Below are 19,258 nucleotides of genomic sequence, written 5' to 3'. Positions count from 1 at the left end.
CAAATTTTGATGATTATTTTGTGAATTTAATATCTATATTTGGTTAATTGTTTAAATACAATATGCTTCAATCTATTTGATTTGAAAATCAGTATTTAACCAGATTAATAGCCTGCCACTTTCCGTGGCGAAGTAATGATTAATAGCGCATCATTGCTCCAATTTTACGTATATTTTTAAACTGACATGCTCTATGTTTTGGTTTAGTTATTAATCAAAACTTATTAGGTTATGTTAAATTTTACTTCTGTAAAACATTCAACAGATCGATGTTGTTTGTTTTCAACCAAGGGTTTTGCCTTTTGGCTTACCCTTATTCTTTTTTTGACATTTTCTGTTGAACAGACCTACGCCCAATGTGAATCTTCCCCAATTGAATGTCAGCCAAACATGGTTGATGGACATGGAACTTCACCTTGTATGGCAAAAGTCTACTGTTCTAACAGTGGTGCCGTAGAATCAGGTTTAATTGCCTGTACCAATGCTGCGGATACCGATGGATGTGGTATTGACGCTTCAGCAGATGCCGCTGAAAATGTTAATGATTTGATGTACAAACCCAATGAAGTGCTTTATCCAGGTGATGGACCCTCCAGAATTGGGAATGGAGCACGGACGGCAGAGGATTTGACTTATGAGCAATTATTTGCTTCTGGGAATTGTCCTACGGGAAAGTATTTGCAATGGATAGTATTTGCTACTCCTCCTGGAGTTAAAGGAACAAAAATTCAAGCCGTTGGTGCGGTTGATAGTTGGTTTCTTTATCATGGAGGAAGCTTTAAATTAGGTGAAGATTATTCAACAGTTTATGAAGCTTTGAGTGATCCTGCAAGATGTACAGATTTACTTCCAGAGCATATTGTTACCTGTAGTGACAAAAATCAATATGAAGCATGGTCCTATGATGCTGCTGCTATTGGTGAAGATGTTTACAATGTATATTATATAGCATTGTTCTATGACACTTTAACTAATGGAAGTTTAAACTTTAAAATCAAGGAATGCGAGTATGAGGAAATTTGTCCTGAGCTTGCCGCTAATTGTCCTGCTGATGTTCCAGTAATGGCATGTGCTTCTCAAGATGACATTAATTCTCAGTTTGATACATTCTTAAATTCCTTCACTTATATTGGTGAAGAAGGAGCAACCGAATCCTTCCAATATTCATTAAATGGAAGTGAATTTATGCCGGTTGGCTCAATTAACGATATTCCTGTTCCGGATAAATGCGGAGATGAAATAACAGTTGCCTATTTTGTAGATGACTCTTGTGATCAATCTGCCGCTTGCCAATCAACCTTTACCGTTTATGGAGATTCTGAGGCACCTACCATAACTCAAACCGGAGGTCCAGATGATGGAACAGACTTAGGATGTAACCCAAGTGAAATTCCCACACCTTCTTTCACGGCTGAAGATAACTGTGAGGTTGGTCCTGTTACTGTTAATGCAGGTGATATAGTTGTAGATGGATGTTCAAGATCTCAAACCTTTACGGCTTCTTACAGTGATGATTGTGAAAATGCTGCTGATGAAGTTCAGGTTACTTATACTTGGACAGTTGATGTTGAAGCTCCTGTCATTTCTCAAACTAGTGGGCCTGAAGATGGTTTCGATCTAGGATGTAAGCCAGAATCGATACCGGTTCCAACGTTTGAGGCAACGGATAATTGTGGTGTTGGAGTAGTATTGGTTGAAACCGGTGAAACAATTATCGATGGTTGTACAAGTATGTTAACTTATACTGCAACGGTGAGCGATGATTGCGGAACTCCTGCCGAGCCAGTAACCGTAACTTATACATGGAATAATGATGATGAACCTCCAGTATTGGAAGGTGATTTGAACGACCGTGCATTAGTTGGCTGGTGTCAGCCATGGCCTGACAAGGTAAACATAAAGTGGACCGATAATTGCGGCGTGATGGTAGATGGTGAGCTTGCAAATGCGGGCGGTCAATCCGTTTGGACAGAGTTCAACCCGAACCATCCAAATGATCCGGTAGCTGGTCCTGTGATGCAAGTTGATGAGTGCAGACAGTACAGAGAGTATACTTTTTCTGTTACCGATGCATGTGGTAATAATGTTACCCATACCATTAAATATTATAGAGATTATGATGAAACTGATCCAATAGCTAGTATAGATGATATTGAAGTAGCATGTGGAGCCATTCCTGAGCCGGATGTTAATGCTGTAACAGCTTCAGATTCATGTAGCGATGTTACCGTTACTTTCCTAGGCGACACTGAACATCCAGGTATCTGCGGCGGGTCTTTCACAAGAACATATAGGGTAGAGGATGAATGCGAGAACTTTATTGAAATTGAGCAGACAATTTCTGTTAATCCTGCACCTGCGCCATCGATAGTTGATCCGAACTTCCCAGACAGCGTCAGCTGTGACACTGCGGACGGTTGGAATGCGCCTGACGTTCAGTATACAAACGGCTTGGATGGTGAATGCGCCATCTCTGGAAGCCTGTCCGGCGAGGTTGACTACAACTTCACTGAGTGCGGCGGTTCCATCACGGTCACCTACAGGGGAACCGATGAGTGCGAGAACAGCCTATTTGCGGAATACACAATTAACGTTGATCCTGCTCCTCAGGCAAGCTTTGATTCTATGCCAGGTGATATGTCCATCGACTGTGTCGACGGTGCACCTGCAGGAATGGAATTGGGCTATAGCAATGGTGAGGACGGTTCATGTGCAATAAGCGGTAGTGTGGTAGGCCAGATCACTGGCAGCCATGACGCTTGTGGCGGCAGCTATACTGAGACTTGGACCTATACGGACGATTGCCAAAGGACCATTACCCATAGCAGGACAATTTCTGTTAATCCTGCACCTGCGCCATCGATAGTTGATCCGAACTTCCCAGACAGCGTCAGCTGTGACACTGCGGACGGTTGGAATGCCCCTGACGTTCAATATACAAACGGCTTGGATGGTGAATGCGCCATCTCTGGAAGCCTGTCCGGCGAGGTTGACTACAACTTCACTGAGTGCGGCGGTTCCATCACGGTCACCTACAGGGGAACCGATGAGTGCGAGAACAGCCTATTTGCGGAATACACAATTAACGTTGATCCTGCTCCTCAGGCAAGCTTTGATTCTATGCCAGGTGATATGTCCATCGACTGTGTCGACGGTGCACCTGCAGGAATGGAATTGGGCTATAGCAATGGTGAGGACGGTTCATGTGCAATAAGCGGTAGTGTGGTAGGCCAGATCACTGGCAGCCATGACGCTTGTGGCGGCAGCTATACTGAGACTTGGACCTATACGGACGATTGCCAAAGGACCATTACCCATAGCAGGACAATTTCTGTTAATCCTGCACCTGCGCCATCGATAGTTGATCCGAACTTCCCAGACAGCGTCAGCTGTGACACTGCGGACGGTTGGAATGCGCCTGACGTTCAATATACAAACGGCTTGGATGGTGAATGCGCCATCTCTGGAAGCCTGTCCGGCGAGGTTGACTACAACTTCACTGAGTGCGGCGGTTCCATCACGGTCACCTACAGGGGAACCGATGAGTGCGAGAACAGCCTATTTGCGGAATACACAATTAACGTTGATCCTGCTCCTCAGGCAAGCTTTGATTCTATGCCAGGTGATATGTCCATCGACTGTGTCGACGGTGCACCTGCAGGAATGGAATTGGGCTATAGCAATGGTGAGGACGGTTCATGTGCAATAAGCGGTAGTGTGGTAGGCCAGATCACTGGCAGCCATGACGCTTGTGGCGGCAGCTATACTGAGACTTGGACCTATACGGACGATTGCCAAAGGACCATTACCCATAGCAGGACAATTTCTGTTAATCCTGCACCTGCGCCATCGATAGTTGATCCGAACTTCCCAGACAGCGTCAGCTGTGACACTGCGGACGGTTGGAATGCCCCTGACGTTCAATATACAAACGGCTTGGATGGTGAATGCGCCATCTCTGGAAGCCTGTCCGGCGAGGTTGACTACAACTTCACTGAGTGCGGCGGTTCCATCACGGTCACCTACAGGGGAACCGATGAGTGCGAGAACAGCCTATTTGCGGAATACACAATTAATGTTGATCCAGCCCCAGCTCCAGTATTTGATCAGTTAGATAATTTGGAAGTTGCTTGTGAGGAACTTAGTTCATTTGTTCCCGGTATGCTTTCCTTCTCAAATGGAAATGATGGTGCTTGTGAAATAAGTGGAAGCGTTCAAGGGGTTGCTGATGAATTTGAAGGGAATTGTGGTCAGTTCGAAGTAAATTATACTTACACTGATGCTTGTGGTCGAACCATTAATGCAACTCAAACTATTACTGTTATAGATAATACTGCTCCTGAAATTGCTGATTTAGATGATTATATGTTAGAATTGTGTAATCAGCCTTGGCCAGAATATTTAGAAACTACCTGGACAGATAATTGTGCTGTTGGTGGAGATCTAATGTCTGACGGTGGGGTTGAATTATCAAGTGATGGATGTACAGAATACAGATTATATACATTTACTGTAAATGATGGCTGTGGAAACACAGATACTGAGACTGTTACTGTTAGCAGGAAATCTGACGACCAAGCCCCTGTATTCGAGGGTGACCTTGGTGACCGTTCTACTGTTGGCTGGTGCCAGCCATGGCCTGACAAGGTCAACATCAAGTGGACTGACAACTGCGGAGTGATGGTCGATGGTGGTCTTGATAAGGCCGGAACCCAGTCTGTATGGACGGAGTTCAACCCTAACCATCCGAACGATCCTGTGGCGGGTCCTGTTATCCAGGTCAATGAGTGCAGACAGTACAGGGAATATACCTTCTCTGTTACGGATGCCTGTGGCAATACAGCCGAGCATACGATCAAATATTATAGAGATTATGATGAGACCGATCCAGAAGCCAGTATCGATGACATAGAGGTTGCCTGTGGAGCTATTCCAGAGCCGGATGTTAATGCTGTAACAGCTTCAGATTCATGTAGCGATGTTACCGTTACCTTCGTGGGCGACACTGAACATCCAGGTATCTGCGGTGGGTCTTTCACAAGAACATATAGAGTAGAGGATGAATGCGAGAACTTCATTGAGGTTGAACAGACGATAACCGTTGACCCAGCGCCAGCTGCGGAGGTCGTCGACCCAGGCTTCCCAGCCAGCGTTGACTGTACCACTGCAGACGGATGGGAGGCTCCAAGCGTGAGCTACACCAACGGCATCGACGGGGCGTGCAACATAAGCGGCGAGCTAGAGCCCGACGTTGACTTCGCCTTCGACCAGTGCGGCGGAACGATCACAGTTACCTATAGCGGCGTAGACCAGTGCGAGAACGCATTGTACGCACAGTACGTAATAAACGTTGACCCGGCGCCAGCTGCGGAGATCGTCGACCCAGGCTTCCCAGCCAGCGTTGACTGTACCACTGCGGACGGATGGGAGGCTCCAAGCGTGAGCTACACCAACGGCATCGACGGGGCGTGCAGCAACATGGGCGAGCTAGAGCCCGACGTTGACTTCGCCTTCGACCAGTGCGGCGGAACGATCACAGTTACCTATAGCGGCGTAGACCAGTGCGAGAACGCATTGTACGCACAGTACGTAATAAACGTTGACCCGGCGCCAGCTGCGGAGATCGTCGACCCAGGCTTCCCAGCCAGCGTTGACTGTACCACTGCGGACGGATGGGAGGCTCCAAGCGTGAGCTACACCAACGGCATCGACGGGGCGTGCAGCAACATGGGCGAGCTAGAGCCCGACGTTGACTTCGCCTTCGACCAGTGCGGCGGAACGATCACAGTTACCTATAGCGGCGTAGACCAGTGCGAGAACGCATTGTACGCACAGTACGTAATAAACGTTGACCCGGCGCCAGCTGCGGAGATCGTCGACCCAGGCTTCCCAGCCAGCGTTGACTGTACCACTGCAGACGGATGGGAGGCTCCAAGCGTGAGCTACACCAACGGCATCGACGGGGCGTGCAGCAACATGGGCGAGCTTGAGCCCGACGTTGACTTCGCCTTCGACCAGTGCGGCGGAACGATCACAGTTACCTATAGCGGCGTAGACCAGTGCGAGAACGCATTGTACGCACAGTACGTAATAACCGTTGACCCAGCGCCAGCTGCGGAGGTCGTCGACCCAGGCTTCCCAGCCAGCGTTGACTGTACCACTGCAGACGGATGGGAGGCTCCAAGCGTGAGCTACACCAACGGCATCGACGGGGCGTGCAACATAAGCGGCGAGCTAGAGCCCGACGTTGACTTCGCCTTCGACCAGTGCGGCGGAACGATCACAGTTACCTATAGCGGCGTAGACCAGTGCGAGAACGCATTGTACGCACAGTACGTAATAAACGTTGACCCGGCGCCAGCTGCGGAGATCGTCGACCCAGGCTTCCCAGCCAGCGTTGACTGTACCACTGCGGACGGATGGGAGGCTCCAAGCGTGAGCTACACCAACGGCATCGACGGGGCGTGCAGCAACATGGGCGAGCTAGAGCCCGACGTTGACTTCGCCTTCGACCAGTGCGGCGGAACGATCACAGTTACCTATAGCGGCGTAGACCAGTGCGAGAACGCATTGTACGCACAGTACGTAATAAACGTTGACCCGGCGCCAGCTGCGGAGATCGTCGACCCAGGCTTCCCAGCCAGCGTTGACTGTACCACTGCAGACGGATGGGAGGCTCCAAGCGTGAGCTACACCAACGGCATCGACGGGGCGTGCAGCAACATGGGCGAGCTAGAGCCCGACGTTGACTTCGCCTTCGACCAGTGCGGCGGAACGATCACAGTTACCTATAGCGGCGTAGACCAGTGCGAGAACGCATTGTACGCGCAGTACGTAATAAACGTTGACCCGGCGCCCGAGGCAGAGGTAGATGTACCTTCGCTTCCAACGGAATTGACATGTCTACAAGCGGATGCCTTTATGGCTCCATCTGCCACTTTCTCTAATGGTAGTGATGGACAATGTGTAATAGAAGGTGTGTTGGAAGCTTCTGTAACGGAAAATTGGACCTCTTGTGGCGGTACGATCACTGTTGAATATATTGGGCAGGATAATTGTGAAAGACCATTATATGCTGGACCATATGAGATAACGGTTCTTCCTATGCCTCAGGCCCGATTTGCTCCTCTTGAGGATATAGAAATATCATGCGAAGAGTTAGATTCGTTTGAGCCAGGAACATTAGGTTATAGTAATCAGACAGGTGGTGGAAGCCTAGGATTGACATGTGCAATCAGAGGTAGAACTACTGGGGTTGCCGATCCGTTCGATGCGAGCTGTGGTCAGTTCAACGTAACCTATACCTTTACGGATACATGTGGTAGAACTATCACACACGTACAGGTAGTAACCGTTGTGGATGAAGTTAACCCAGAAATAACACAAACAGGTGGCCCAGAAAATGGTACAGATCTTGGCTGTAATCCAGCGGAAATCCCAGTTCCAGAATTTATGGCTACCGATAACTGCGCCGTTGGTGAGGTTACTGTTACACCTGGAGATATAATTGAAAATGGTTGTTCAAGATCACAAACATTTACAGCAACTGTAATGGATAATTGTGACAATCCTGCTGAACCAGTTATGGTTACTTACCACTGGTTAGAGGCTGCTCCAATAGAGCTTACACCACCTGCCGATTTAACAATTGGTGCATGCATGTCTCAAGATGAGGTAGACGAGGCCTTTGCAGATTGGTTGGCAGAAGGTACCGCAGAGGGAGGTTGTGATCTTCAAGTAGAAAATGATGCAGAAGAAGCTCCATCCTATTGTGGTGGAGATGTAACAGTAACTTGGACCGCAACAAGTGTTTGTGGGGAACCAGTTATAAAAAGTGCTAAGTTTGGAGTTGAAGCAGCTGATCCTGTTGTATTGACTCCTCCTGCAGACAAAACTTTAGAAGCTTGTCTTACACAAGAAGAAGTAAATAATGAATATGCTGCATGGTTAGAAAGTGCAATGGCTACTGGTGGATGTGACCTTAATGTCACCAATAATGCTCCTGCTGCCCCATCTTTCTGTGGAGGTGAAATTACCGTTACCTTTTCAGCAAATAGTTCTTGTGAGCCAATGAAGACCGCAGATGCAATCTTTAAGGTGACTGCTGCGTCTAAAGTTGTTGTTGTTCCACCAGCTGATGAAACAGTTGACGCTTGTTTGAGCCAAGAAGAAGTGAACGGGTTGTTTGCTGCTTGGTTAGCTAAGGGCTCAGCTGAAGGTGGATGTGACCTAGTTGTTACTACTGATACCGGTAATGGTGGTCCATCTAGAGTTGCAGATTCTCATATCGATGCACCATCTGCTTGTGGTGGAGAAGTTACAGTGAGATGGACAGCAACAAGTAGCTGTGAAGATCCAGTATATGGCTCAGCAACATTTACTGTGCCGGCTTCTCCAGAAGTTGAAGTAAATGTCCCAGAAGATGTAACCGTTAGTGCTTGCGATATGGATATTCAAGATAAGTGGAATGAATTTCTTGAAGGATTTTCAGTTGACGGTGGATGTGATCCTTCTGGAGAATTTGAAACCGAACCGATGATGCCAGAGGTATGTGGTGGATCTGTTACTTTGACTTACTTAGTAAGTGATTATTGTTATGACGGATCTGAACATACTGCTAAATTCACAATCACTCCTGATGATGAAGCTCCAGTTATCACCCAAGTTGGTGGTCCTGAGGACGGCACCTATTTGGATTGCAACCCAGAATTTATACCAGTTCCTGAGTTTACGGCGACTGATAACTGTTCTGTTGGTGAGGTGGTTGTTACCCCTGGTCCTGTTGTTGAGGACGAATGTGGAAGGTCTCAGACCTTTACCGCTACCGTAAGCGATGATTGTGGTAATTCTGCCGTTCCTGTCGAGGTTACCTATACATGGAAATCTGACGACCAAGCCCCTGTATTCGAGGGTGACCTTGGTGACCGTTCTACTGTTGGCTGGTGCCAGCCATGGCCTGACAAGGTCAACATCAAGTGGACTGACAACTGCGGAGTGATGGTCGATGGTGGTCTTGATAAGGCCGGAACCCAGTCTGTATGGACGGAGTTCAACCCTAACCATCCGAACGATCCTGTGGCGGGTCCTGTTATCCAGGTCAATGAGTGCAGACAGTACAGGGAATATACCTTCTCTGTTACGGATGCCTGTGGCAATACAGCCGAGCATACGATCAAATATTATAGAGATTATGATGAGACCGATCCAGAAGCCAGTATCGATGACATAGAGGTTGCCTGTGGAGCTATTCCAGAGCCGGATGTTAATGCTGTAACAGCTTCAGATTCATGTAGCGATGTTACCGTTACCTTCGTGGGCGACACTGAACATCCAGGTATCTGCGGTGGGTCTTTCACAAGAACATATAGAGTAGAGGATGAATGCGAGAACTTCATTGAGGTTGAACAGACGATAACCGTTGACCCAGCGCCAGCTGCGGAGGTCGTCGACCCAGGCTTCCCAGCCAGCGTTGACTGTACCACTGCAGACGGATGGGAGGCTCCAAGCGTGAGCTACACCAACGGCATCGACGGGGCGTGCAACATAAGCGGCGAGCTAGAGCCCGACGTTGACTTCGCCTTCGACCAGTGCGGCGGAACGATCACAGTTACCTATAGCGGCGTAGACCAGTGCGAGAACGCATTGTACGCACAGTACGTAATAAACGTTGACCCGGCGCCAGCTGCGGAGATCGTCGACCCAGGCTTCCCAGCCAGCGTTGACTGTACCACTGCGGACGGATGGGAGGCTCCAAGCGTGAGCTACACCAACGGCATCGACGGGGCGTGCAGCAACATGGGCGAGCTAGAGCCCGACGTTGACTTCGCCTTCGACCAGTGCGGCGGAACGATCACAGTTACCTATAGCGGCGTAGACCAGTGCGAGAACGCATTGTACGCACAGTACGTAATAAACGTTGACCCGGCGCCAGCTGCGGAGATCGTCGACCCCAGGCTTCCCAGCCAGCGTTGACTGTACCACTGCAGACGGATGGGAGGCTCCAAGCGTGAGCTACACCAACGGCATCGACGGGGCGTGCAGCAACATGGGCGAGCTAGAGCCGACGTTGACTTCGCCTTCGACCAGTGCGGCGGAACGATCACAGTTACCTATAGCGGCGTAGACCAGTGCGAGAACGCATTGTACGCACAGTACGTAATAAACGTTGACCCGGCGCCAGCTGCGGAGATCGTCGACCCAGGCTTCCCAGCCAGCGTTGACTGTACCACTGCAGACGGATGGGAGGCTCCAAGCGTGAGCTACACCAACGGCATCGACGGGGCGTGCAGCAACATGGGCGAGCTTGAGCCCGACGTTGACTTCGCCTTCGACCAGTGCGGCGGAACGATCACAGTTACCTATAGCGGCGTAGACCAGTGCGAGAACGCATTGTACGCACAGTACGTAATAAACGTTGACCCGGCGCCAGCTGCGGAGATCGTCGACCCAGGCTTCCCAGCCAGCGTTGACTGTACCACTGCGGACGGATGGGAGGCTCCAAGCGTGAGCTACACCAACGGCATCGACGGGGCGTGCAGCAACATGGGCGAGCTAGAGCCCGACGTTGACTTCGCCTTCGACCAGTGCGGCGGAACGATCACAGTTACCTATAGCGGCGTAGACCAGTGCGAGAAACGCATTGTACGCACAGTACGTAATAAACGTTGACCCGGCGCCAGCTGCGGAGATCGTCGACCCAGGCTTCCCAGCCAGCGTTGACTGTACCACTGCGGACGGATGGGAGGCTCCAAGCGTGAGCTACACCAACGGCATCGACGGGGCGTGCAGCAACATGGGCGAGCTAGAGCCCGACGTTGACTTCGCCTTCGACCAGTGCGGCGGAACGATCACAGTTACCTATAGCGGCGTAGACCAGTGCGAGAACGCATTGTACGCGCAGTACGTAATAAACGTTGACCCAGCGCCAGCTGCGGAGATCGTCGACCCAGGCTTCCCTGCCAGCGTTGACTGTACCACTGCGGACGGATGGGAGGCTCCAAGCGTGAGCTACACCAACGGCATCGACGGGGCGTGCAGCAACATGGGCGAGCTAGAGCCCGACGTTGACTTCGCCTTCGACCAGTGCGGCGGAACGATCACAGTTACCTATAGCGGCGTAGACCAGTGCGAGAACGCATTGTATGCGCAGTACGTAATAAACGTTGACCCGGCGCCCGAGGCAGAGGTAGATGTACCTTCGCTTCCAACGGAATTGACATGTCTACAAGCGGATGCCTTTATGGCTCCATCTGCCACTTTCTCTAATGGTAGTGATGGACAATGTGTAATAGAAGGTGTGTTGGAAGCTTCTGTAACGGAAAATTGGACCTCTTGTGGCGGTACGATCACTGTTGAATATATTGGGCAGGATAATTGTGAAAGACCATTATATGCTGGACCATATGAGATAACGGTTCTTCCTATGCCTCAGGCCCGATTTGCTCCTCTTGAGGATATAGAAATATCATGCGAAGAGTTAGATTCGTTTGAGCCAGGTTATAGTAATCAGACAGGTGGTGGAAGCCTAGGATTGACATGTGCAATCAGAGGTAGAACTACTGGGGTTGCCGATCCGTTCGATGCGAGCTGTGGTCAGTTCAACGTAACCTATACCTTTACGGATACATGTGGTAGAACTATCACACACGTACAGGTAGTAACCGTTGTGGATGAAGTTCCACCAATGTTGATTGATTCAGAAATAGGTTGTAGTAGTCTAGATATGACTGGTCTTGAATGGTGCTATGATGACGCCCAAGCTTTCGATGGAGAAACATTGATTGCAGACGTTAAAGCACTATATATGGACAATTGTGATACAGATTTAGATGTAACACTTACCGATACTGAGCTGACAGGAACAAACTGTGGATGGGAGAAAACTTTCACTTATGAAATAGAAGATAACTGTGAAAACGTTGTAATGTGTTCAGTTACCTATAGTGGTGGCGACACAACCGCACCAACTCTTGAGGGTGAACTTCCAACTGGTGAAACGGGTATTAGTGATTGTCAACCAGAGATGATTGATGATGCTCCTACTGCGGAAGATATTGCAGCTTTATTTGATGATAACTGCGGGAATGTTGTGGTTGAGAGATCAGGTCCTTCTGTTGAAGGTGACGATTGTAGCTGGACATTAACGTATACCTATACGGTAAAAGATGAATGCGGAAACGCATTTGTTGACTTCCCAGTTACTGTTTCTTACAGTGGTGGTGATGACCAAGATCCAGAGATTACTGTTCGTCCTTATGATGACTTAATCTGTGAGGTTGAAGCTCCTGAGTATTTATATGCTGATTGGACCGACAATTGTGCTACAGGTGATGAATTGATGTCATCTGCTAAAACAATGATTGAATCTGGTTGGAACTATGAAGTCTATGAGTACACCTTCTATGTTGAAGATAATTGTGAAAACGATGCTTCAATAACTGTTCAAGTTAGAAGAGAATTCAATGTATTAGGAGAAGGAGAAACTGTATTTGGTTACAGAGATAATAGCGATTGCTTCCTTGACTACGATTTCAGTCGTTGGGGATGGACAACTAAGATCATTGAACCAGGTATTTATAACTTTGACTTATATGCTGGAAATGGAAATGACTGCGATCCAACTGATGGACCAGGAGTATTTGCTGGTGTTGCTACCTTAAATTATGATGGTAGTGAAGCTACAGTTTCGTATGACATGAATGATGGATTCATTCTTAGCGAAGCTCATGTTTACATCGGTTGTACAATGTTCCCACAACAGGAAAGAGGTAAGGGTGACTATGTCGATACAGTAGCACCAGGTCAATATAACTTAAACCCAAGCTTGGGTGGTTCAGTTGATCAGTATACTGTTGGACCGGTTGACGTGTCTGGTGACTTCTATATCATTATACATGGTGTAAGTCAAGAGATTCTTTATCAGTGCTCTGAAGAATATCCATATTCTGGAGATAATATGGGCTCTGATAGCTTCGACGGGGCTGCACCTGTAAGTTGTGAAGATAACGAAGGTGGAGATGGAGGAAATAACCCATCGAGAGTTGCTAAGACTAGCGATGTTCAAGTATCTCCAAACCCATTCGTTGACTTGTTGAACGTAAACTTTGAGTACAATTTCAATACGAAAGTTAAAATTGAAGTACTTAATGTAAATGGTGCAATACTTAGAACTTACGATAACATTCAATACAAAGCCAATGCTAAAGGCAAGAAAACACTTGACTTAAGCACTGTTTACGGAAACATGTTATTTGTAAGAGTAACTTCAGACGAAGGAAGTATTGTTAAGAAGGTAATATCAGCCGATAATAAATGATAAATTGCGATTAATAGCTAATTTCTTAATTGAAAGGAGTGGTCACCAACAGGTGGCCACTTTTTTTATATAGCCATTTTGTATTTTTGCTACAATAAATTCAAAGGATGGACCTCAATAAGCAAGAAATTTTAGATAAAGTAAATAGCATTTGTACAAATACATTATTGGAAACATTGTCAATAGAATTTGTCGATGTTGGTGAAGACTGGGTTATTGCTAAAATGCCTGTTACACCCAAGGTGCATCAACCAGACGGGATTTTACATGGTGGAGCTACGGTAGCTTTAGCAGAAAGTGTTGGAAGTTTTGCTGCTCATATTTTCATGGATATAGAAAAAGTCTTTGTAAGAGGAATTGAAATTTCAGCAAATCACCTCAAAAGTATTTCAGAAGGCTATGTGTTTGCCAAGGCAACATTTCTGCATAAAGGACGTACTACACAATTATTGGAAATAAAAATTATAGATGAAAGTGAAAATCTTATTTCCTTGTGCAAACTCACAACTATTTCCTTACCTAAAAAGACTTCCTAGGTGAATTCTATTATTGCGCATTCCCAAATGCATAAAGACAAAAATCTACCTTTCGTTTTATTCAGAAAGCCTAATTCTGAGAAATTATTCGGAATATTTCAGAAGAGTAAAGATTTATTTTTTTCTAAAAACTTGAAAGAAACAGGTTTTGTTTTTGCTCCCTTCAACAATTTGGAAGAAAGTATCCTTTTTCCTGAATATCAAACCGAAATCAAATCAGAACATATTAAGGATTTTTCTGTTCAAACGAATAATTCCAAGTCTATCCAACAGAATTTAGAGAATGATCAAAAACATTTTGAGTCCCTAGTTGAACAATCCATTAACGCCATTAAAAAAGGTCTTTTTCAAAAAGTTGTCGTTTCACGAATTAATGACCTACATACCGATGAATTTGATCTTTTTTCAAGCTTTCAAAATGCTCTACATTCTTATCCCAACGCATTTGTTTACTTGTGGTATCACCCAAAGGTGGGTACTTGGTTGGGTGCTACTCCCGAACGTTTAGTGGAAGTAAATGGGACATCATACAGAACTGTAGCATTGGCTGGGACCATTTCAGAGACTGATTTTAAATCTTCGAATTGGAGTAGTAAAGAAATTCTGGAACAAAAAATAGTTGCTGATTATATCTTAGAGGAGTTGAATCCCATTTCAGGCGAAATATTTATAGGGGATTCCGGAACTACCAGAGCAGGTAACTTATATCACCTAAAATCCTCTATTCATGGACGTTTAAATAATGAAATGAAACTTATTGATTTGGTTTCAAAACTGCATCCCACACCTGCCGTCGGTGGTTTCCCTAAAGAAGAAGCCATCTCATTCATACTTAAAAATGAAGGGTATAACAGAAGTTTTTACTCGGGATTTTTGGGGATGATTAATTCACAAGATCATGACCGTGTCAATTCTGAATTATTTGTAAACTTACGATGTATGGAAATTTTTTCATCTTCGGTTAGGCTTTATGCAGGTTGTGGAATTACCCGAGATTCAATACCTCATAAAGAATGGTTGGAAACGGTTAATAAAATGAAAACCATGCAGGCCATTTTAGCTTGATGACTTAACTTTGTGCCTTGATGAATTATCCAGAAAGTCCCCTCGCTCAAATGACCGTGGCACTATGTAAAGCTTACGGAATCAAAAATATAATTATATCACCTGGTAGTAGAAATGCACCTTTGACAATTGGATTTACTAATGATCCATTTTTCAATTGTTTTAGCATTGTTGATGAACGTTGTGCAGCTTTTTTTGGGTTAGGTATTGCTCAACAATCCAAGAGCCCAACTGCCTTAGTTTGTACTTCGGGAAGTGCTTTGCTCAATTATTTTCCTGCGATTGCCGAAGCTTTTTATACTAACATTCCAATGGTTGTACTATCCGCTGATAGACCAAAACACCTTGTGGAAATTGGGGATGGTCAGACAATTAATCAAGTAGATGTTTACGGCAGTCATGTTCGCTATTCAACGAATTTAAAATCAGATTTGAAAAATTCCGATAGCTTGTTGTCGAAGGATGCCCCACCATTGATTAAAAATTTAGAAAACAAGTTTGAAAAGTTTCTTGGGCTAATTGATTCAATAGAAAAGCAAAACGAAGCTGAGATTAGAAAGGCCTTAAGCACTTCTATACTTCAATCTAGTCCGGTGCATATAAACGTTCCTTTTGATGAACCGCTATATAACATGGTTGAGAATTCTAAATTTAATTATTCAAATAGTATTCCTCAATTAGAGCATAGTTTGCCAGAAAATTTAGATTCTATTCAAGAAAAATGGTCTTCATTTTCCAAAATTATGATTTTGGTGGGCGCAATGGACCCGGGAATGATTAATCAAGAATTATTAGAAAAGATTATATCTGACCCTAGGATAGTGGTATTTACGGAAACCTTATCGAATCTTCATCACCCTAACTTATTCCCTTTTATAGATAAACTTATAACTTCTCTTAGCGACAGTGAGTTTGAGAAGCTCCGACCAGAATTATTACTCACTTTGGGTGGAATGATCGTTTCTAAAAGAATTAAGGCATTTTTGCGTAAATATAAACCTAAAGAACATTGGCACGTTGGTGAGAATAAGGCCAATGATACTTTTTTTAGTCTGAATAAGCATTTTAAATCATTACCTCAAACCTTTCTAAGTCAAATGGACTATAGTACTGAATCTTCTGATTATAGAGATTATTGGTTACAGGTTAAAAACTATCGTTCGGCTCGCCATAAGGAATTTTTGGACTCTGCCCCGTATTCAGATTTAAAGGTATTTAGCATTATATTAAAGAGATTTCCGGAAAATGTTGTCTTACACTTAGGCAACAGTGCAACTGTGCGTTATAGCCAATTGTTTAACTTGGCAGACGACATTGAAGTTTATTGCAACAGGGGAACTAGTGGCATAGATGGAAGTACCTCAACTGCTATTGGAGCTGCGGTGGCCAATAATAAACAAAATATAATTATAACGGGCGACTTGAGTTTTTTCTATGATAGTAATGCTCTTTGGAATAATTACATTCCTAATAATTTTAGGATAATTATTTTAAATAATAGCGGAGGCGGAATATTTAGGATTTTACCCGGACCTAAAAAGGTTGAAGCCTTTGAAGAATTTTTTGAAACTCACCACTCATTAACTGCTAAAGAGCTAAGTGATATGTATTCATTTGAATATTCTTCGGTTAACAACTTAGATGATTTGGATTTAGCTTTGGAAACATTTTATAACGAATCTGTTAAACCCAAAATATTAGAAGTATTTACCCCTAGATTAGAAAATGACAAAACCCTTACGGAATATTTTAAATTCTTAGGCTAGTTGATATACAACCAAAATTAAAAGTAATGAATAAAAGAGAGGAACTTATAACTAAATACGCAACTGATATGGCAGATAAATTTGGAGTTAAAGCTGATTTGGACTTGCTCAAAAAAGTTGTGGTTGGTTTGGGTCCTTCAATTTACAATGCAGATTCGGAAATCGTATCTTCGTCAGATCCATCAGAAGTAGAAAGAGTAAAGACTAATTTTTTGATTAAAAAACTTGGCCTTGTTGAAGAGTCGAGACTAGACGAAGTACTGGTAGATGTTTTGAATAGATATGGTAAGTCTAATAGGAATAAATATCGAGCCGTAATTTATTATATGCTAGTAAAACATTTTAACAAGGAGTCTGTTTATTAAATATCTATATGGAAATAGGAGTATATCATAATTTAACTATAGATCGTCAACGGGAACCGGGACTTTTTCTTTCGGATGAAAACGGAGAAGAAGTTCTATTGCCGAATAGGTACATCCCTGAAAACTTTGAAATAGGAGACAGCATTTCAGTATTTGTTTATTTGGACAATGAAGGCAGACCGGTTGCAACTACGGACTCACCCTTTGTCACAAAAAATGATTTCGCTGTCTTAAGGTGCAATCAGGTTAATAATTTTGGTGCTTTTTTAGAATGGGGTTTGGTAAAAGAATTGTTTTGCCCGTTTAAAGAGCAAGTTGTAAAAATGGTTAAGGGCGAGTGGTACTTAGTTTACTGTTACCTAGATGAAACCACTAATCGATTGGTAGCTTCAAGTAAAACAAACCAGTTCTTGAATAATTCGGTAGTTAAAGTAGAGGAGGGAGAAGAAGTTGAATTAATAGTTTCTTACCCTTCAGAATTGGGCATGAATGTAATTATAAACAATGAGCATCTTGGCTTAATTTTTAATGATGAAATTTTCAAGGATTTAAGTATTGGCGATAGAATTAAAGGGTATATCAAAAAGATTAGACCTGATAATAAAATTACCGTGACCCTTCAAAAACCAGGGCATAAAAGTATAGAGCCTAACGCCGATCACATACTCACCGTTCTTAAGAGGGAGAACGGTTTTTTACCATTGACCGACAAATCCTCACCTGAAGAAATACAATCTAAACTTGAATTGAGTAAAAAAAGTTTCAAAAAAGCTATCGGCACTTTATATAAAAAGCGTCTTATTGATCTCCGTGAAGATGGTATTTATCTCAACTAACGTCTGATGATGTTAGTTCTCTCAATTGTTCAGACACCCATTCTTCACCTTCCAACAAATTATCAAAACAACAACGATTAAACAAATAGAAATGATTTTCTAGTTCCACATTGCGTTTGGTTTGATGAGTATAAGCTATAACCGCATATGCCATTAAATTTGGAAAGGCTTTTTTGAACTTAGGTCCTTCTGTTATTTCAAGAGAATAAGAATTGATTCTATTTGCGATAAAACCAAATGGCTTATCATCAAAATGCTTTTCAATTTTATCACGGACGTCCTCGTAATCATCGAAAGTTACATGTAATCCGTCTTTATATTCACCAACTACGTAATTATCAAAGATATATAACGTACCAATGTTAACTTCGTATTTAGCGATTACTTTACTGTTTAGGGGGGAGGCAGTAATATTCACGTAATCTTGGTTATTTAGTTACTCAAATGTAGGATTAAACAAAACATTACAACAATCCTAATCCTATAAACATTAAACAAAAACTGTATTTTTGCAAAACTTTAACAAGTTGCTATATGGAATTTATCGATTGGAAGAAAGTAAAAGATTTTGAAGATATTACCTACAATAAATGTAATGGAGTAGCAAGAATTGCCTTTAATCGTCCAGATGTAAGGAATGCGTTTAGGCCACAAACCACAAAGGAATTATACGAGGCATTTTATGATGCCAATGAGGATACATCCATTGGTGTGGTGCTACTTTCAGCTGAAGGTCCATCTTCTAAAGATGGGATATGGTCATTTTGTAGTGGGGGTGATCAAAAAGCTCGTGGACACCAGGGCTATGTAGGTAATGATGGTTACCATAGGCTAAATATTTTGGAGGTTCAGCGATTAATTAGGTTTATGCCAAAGGTTGTAATCGCTGTTGTCCCAGGATGGGCTGTAGGAGGAGGCCATAGCTTACATGTTGTTTGCGATTTAACTTTGGCTAGTAAGGAGCATGCCATTTTTAAACAGACCGATGCCGATGTAACAAGTTTCGATGGAGGTTATGGTTCCGCTTATTTAGCCAAATTAGTTGGACAGAAGAAAGCCAGGGAAATTTTCTTTTTAGGCAGAAATTATTCCGCTCAAGAGGCATATGAAATGGGTATGGTGAATGAAGTAATTGAGCATGATAAATTAGAATCGACCGCTTACCAATGGGCTCAAGAAATATTGGCCAAATCACCCATCTCCATAAAAATGCTGAAATTTGCAATGAATCTTACGGATGATGGCATGGTTGGTCAACAAGTTTTTGCTGGTGAAGCAACACGTTTAGCTTATATGACTGATGAAGCAAAAGAGGGAAGAAATGCGTTTTTAGAAAAACGTAAACCCAATTTTGACAAAAAATGGATTCCCTAAA

The 19,258-nt window shown here is 44.2% G+C and carries 10 protein-coding genes; 9 read left to right on the top strand and 1 reads right to left on the bottom strand.

Going from position 1 to position 19,258, the window contains the following annotated elements; translation table 11 throughout:
• The first annotated feature begins 231 nt into the window (after window positions 1-231).
• The 8 genes from ISU00_RS16900 (at window position 232) to ISU00_RS16865 (ending at window position 17,883) form a co-directional block, all read left to right on the top strand.
• On the top strand, window positions 232-9,972 hold the full coding sequence (locus ISU00_RS16900; protein WP_228851854.1) for a hypothetical protein: 9,741 nt from the start codon (window positions 232-234) through the stop codon (window positions 9,970-9,972).
• Between the two features lie 63 nt (window positions 9,973-10,035).
• The gene (locus ISU00_RS16895; RefSeq protein WP_228851853.1) at window positions 10,036-10,668 is read left to right on the top strand and encodes a hypothetical protein; all 633 of its coding nucleotides are present in this window, start codon (window positions 10,036-10,038) and stop codon (window positions 10,666-10,668) included.
• Window positions 10,640-13,315, top strand: coding sequence for a T9SS type A sorting domain-containing protein (locus ISU00_RS16890; RefSeq protein WP_228851852.1), 2,676 nt, complete (start codon window positions 10,640-10,642; stop codon window positions 13,313-13,315). The genes ISU00_RS16895 and ISU00_RS16890 overlap by 29 nt, the downstream gene beginning before the upstream one ends.
• A 107-nt stretch (window positions 13,316-13,422) precedes the next feature.
• Window positions 13,423-13,851, top strand: a complete 429-nt coding sequence (locus ISU00_RS16885; RefSeq protein WP_228851851.1) for a PaaI family thioesterase — start codon at window positions 13,423-13,425, stop codon at window positions 13,849-13,851.
• A complete protein-coding gene (locus tag ISU00_RS16880; protein WP_228851850.1) occupies window positions 13,852-14,916 on the top strand; it encodes an isochorismate synthase in 1,065 nt (354 codons plus the stop codon).
• A gap of 20 nt (window positions 14,917-14,936) precedes the next feature.
• On the top strand, window positions 14,937-16,682 hold the full coding sequence (gene menD, locus ISU00_RS16875) for a 2-succinyl-5-enolpyruvyl-6-hydroxy-3-cyclohexene-1-carboxylate synthase (RefSeq protein WP_228851849.1): 1,746 nt from the start codon (window positions 14,937-14,939) through the stop codon (window positions 16,680-16,682).
• Between the two features lie 26 nt (window positions 16,683-16,708).
• Complete coding sequence (locus tag ISU00_RS16870; protein ID WP_228851848.1) at window positions 16,709-17,047, top strand: DUF2853 family protein; 339 nt, start codon at window positions 16,709-16,711, stop codon at window positions 17,045-17,047.
• Between the two features lie 8 nt (window positions 17,048-17,055).
• Window positions 17,056-17,883: a CvfB family protein gene (locus ISU00_RS16865; protein WP_228851847.1), complete on the top strand. Its 828-nt coding sequence runs from the start codon at window positions 17,056-17,058 to the stop codon at window positions 17,881-17,883.
• Here ISU00_RS16865 and ISU00_RS16860 read toward each other — a convergent pair.
• Complete coding sequence (locus ISU00_RS16860) at window positions 17,876-18,301, bottom strand: hypothetical protein (RefSeq protein ID WP_228851846.1); 426 nt, start codon at window positions 18,299-18,301, stop codon at window positions 17,876-17,878. The genes ISU00_RS16865 and ISU00_RS16860 overlap by 8 nt on opposite strands.
• A gap of 116 nt (window positions 18,302-18,417) precedes the next feature.
• On the opposite strand from ISU00_RS16860, the gene ISU00_RS16855 reads away from it, so the two are divergent.
• Window positions 18,418-19,257 carry a 1,4-dihydroxy-2-naphthoyl-CoA synthase gene (locus tag ISU00_RS16855; protein ID WP_228851845.1) on the top strand — a complete coding sequence of 280 codons (840 nt, stop codon included), beginning with the start codon at window positions 18,418-18,420 and terminating at the stop codon, window positions 19,255-19,257.
• The last annotated feature ends 1 nt before the right edge of the window (window position 19,258 follow it).

Origin of the sequence: Aegicerativicinus sediminis, assembly GCF_015476115.1 — a bacterium.
Taxonomy (GTDB): domain Bacteria; phylum Bacteroidota; class Bacteroidia; order Flavobacteriales; family Flavobacteriaceae; genus Aegicerativicinus; species Aegicerativicinus sediminis.
Note: the sequence above shows the minus strand (reverse complement) of the source record. Positions and strands in the feature narration are given on the sequence as shown.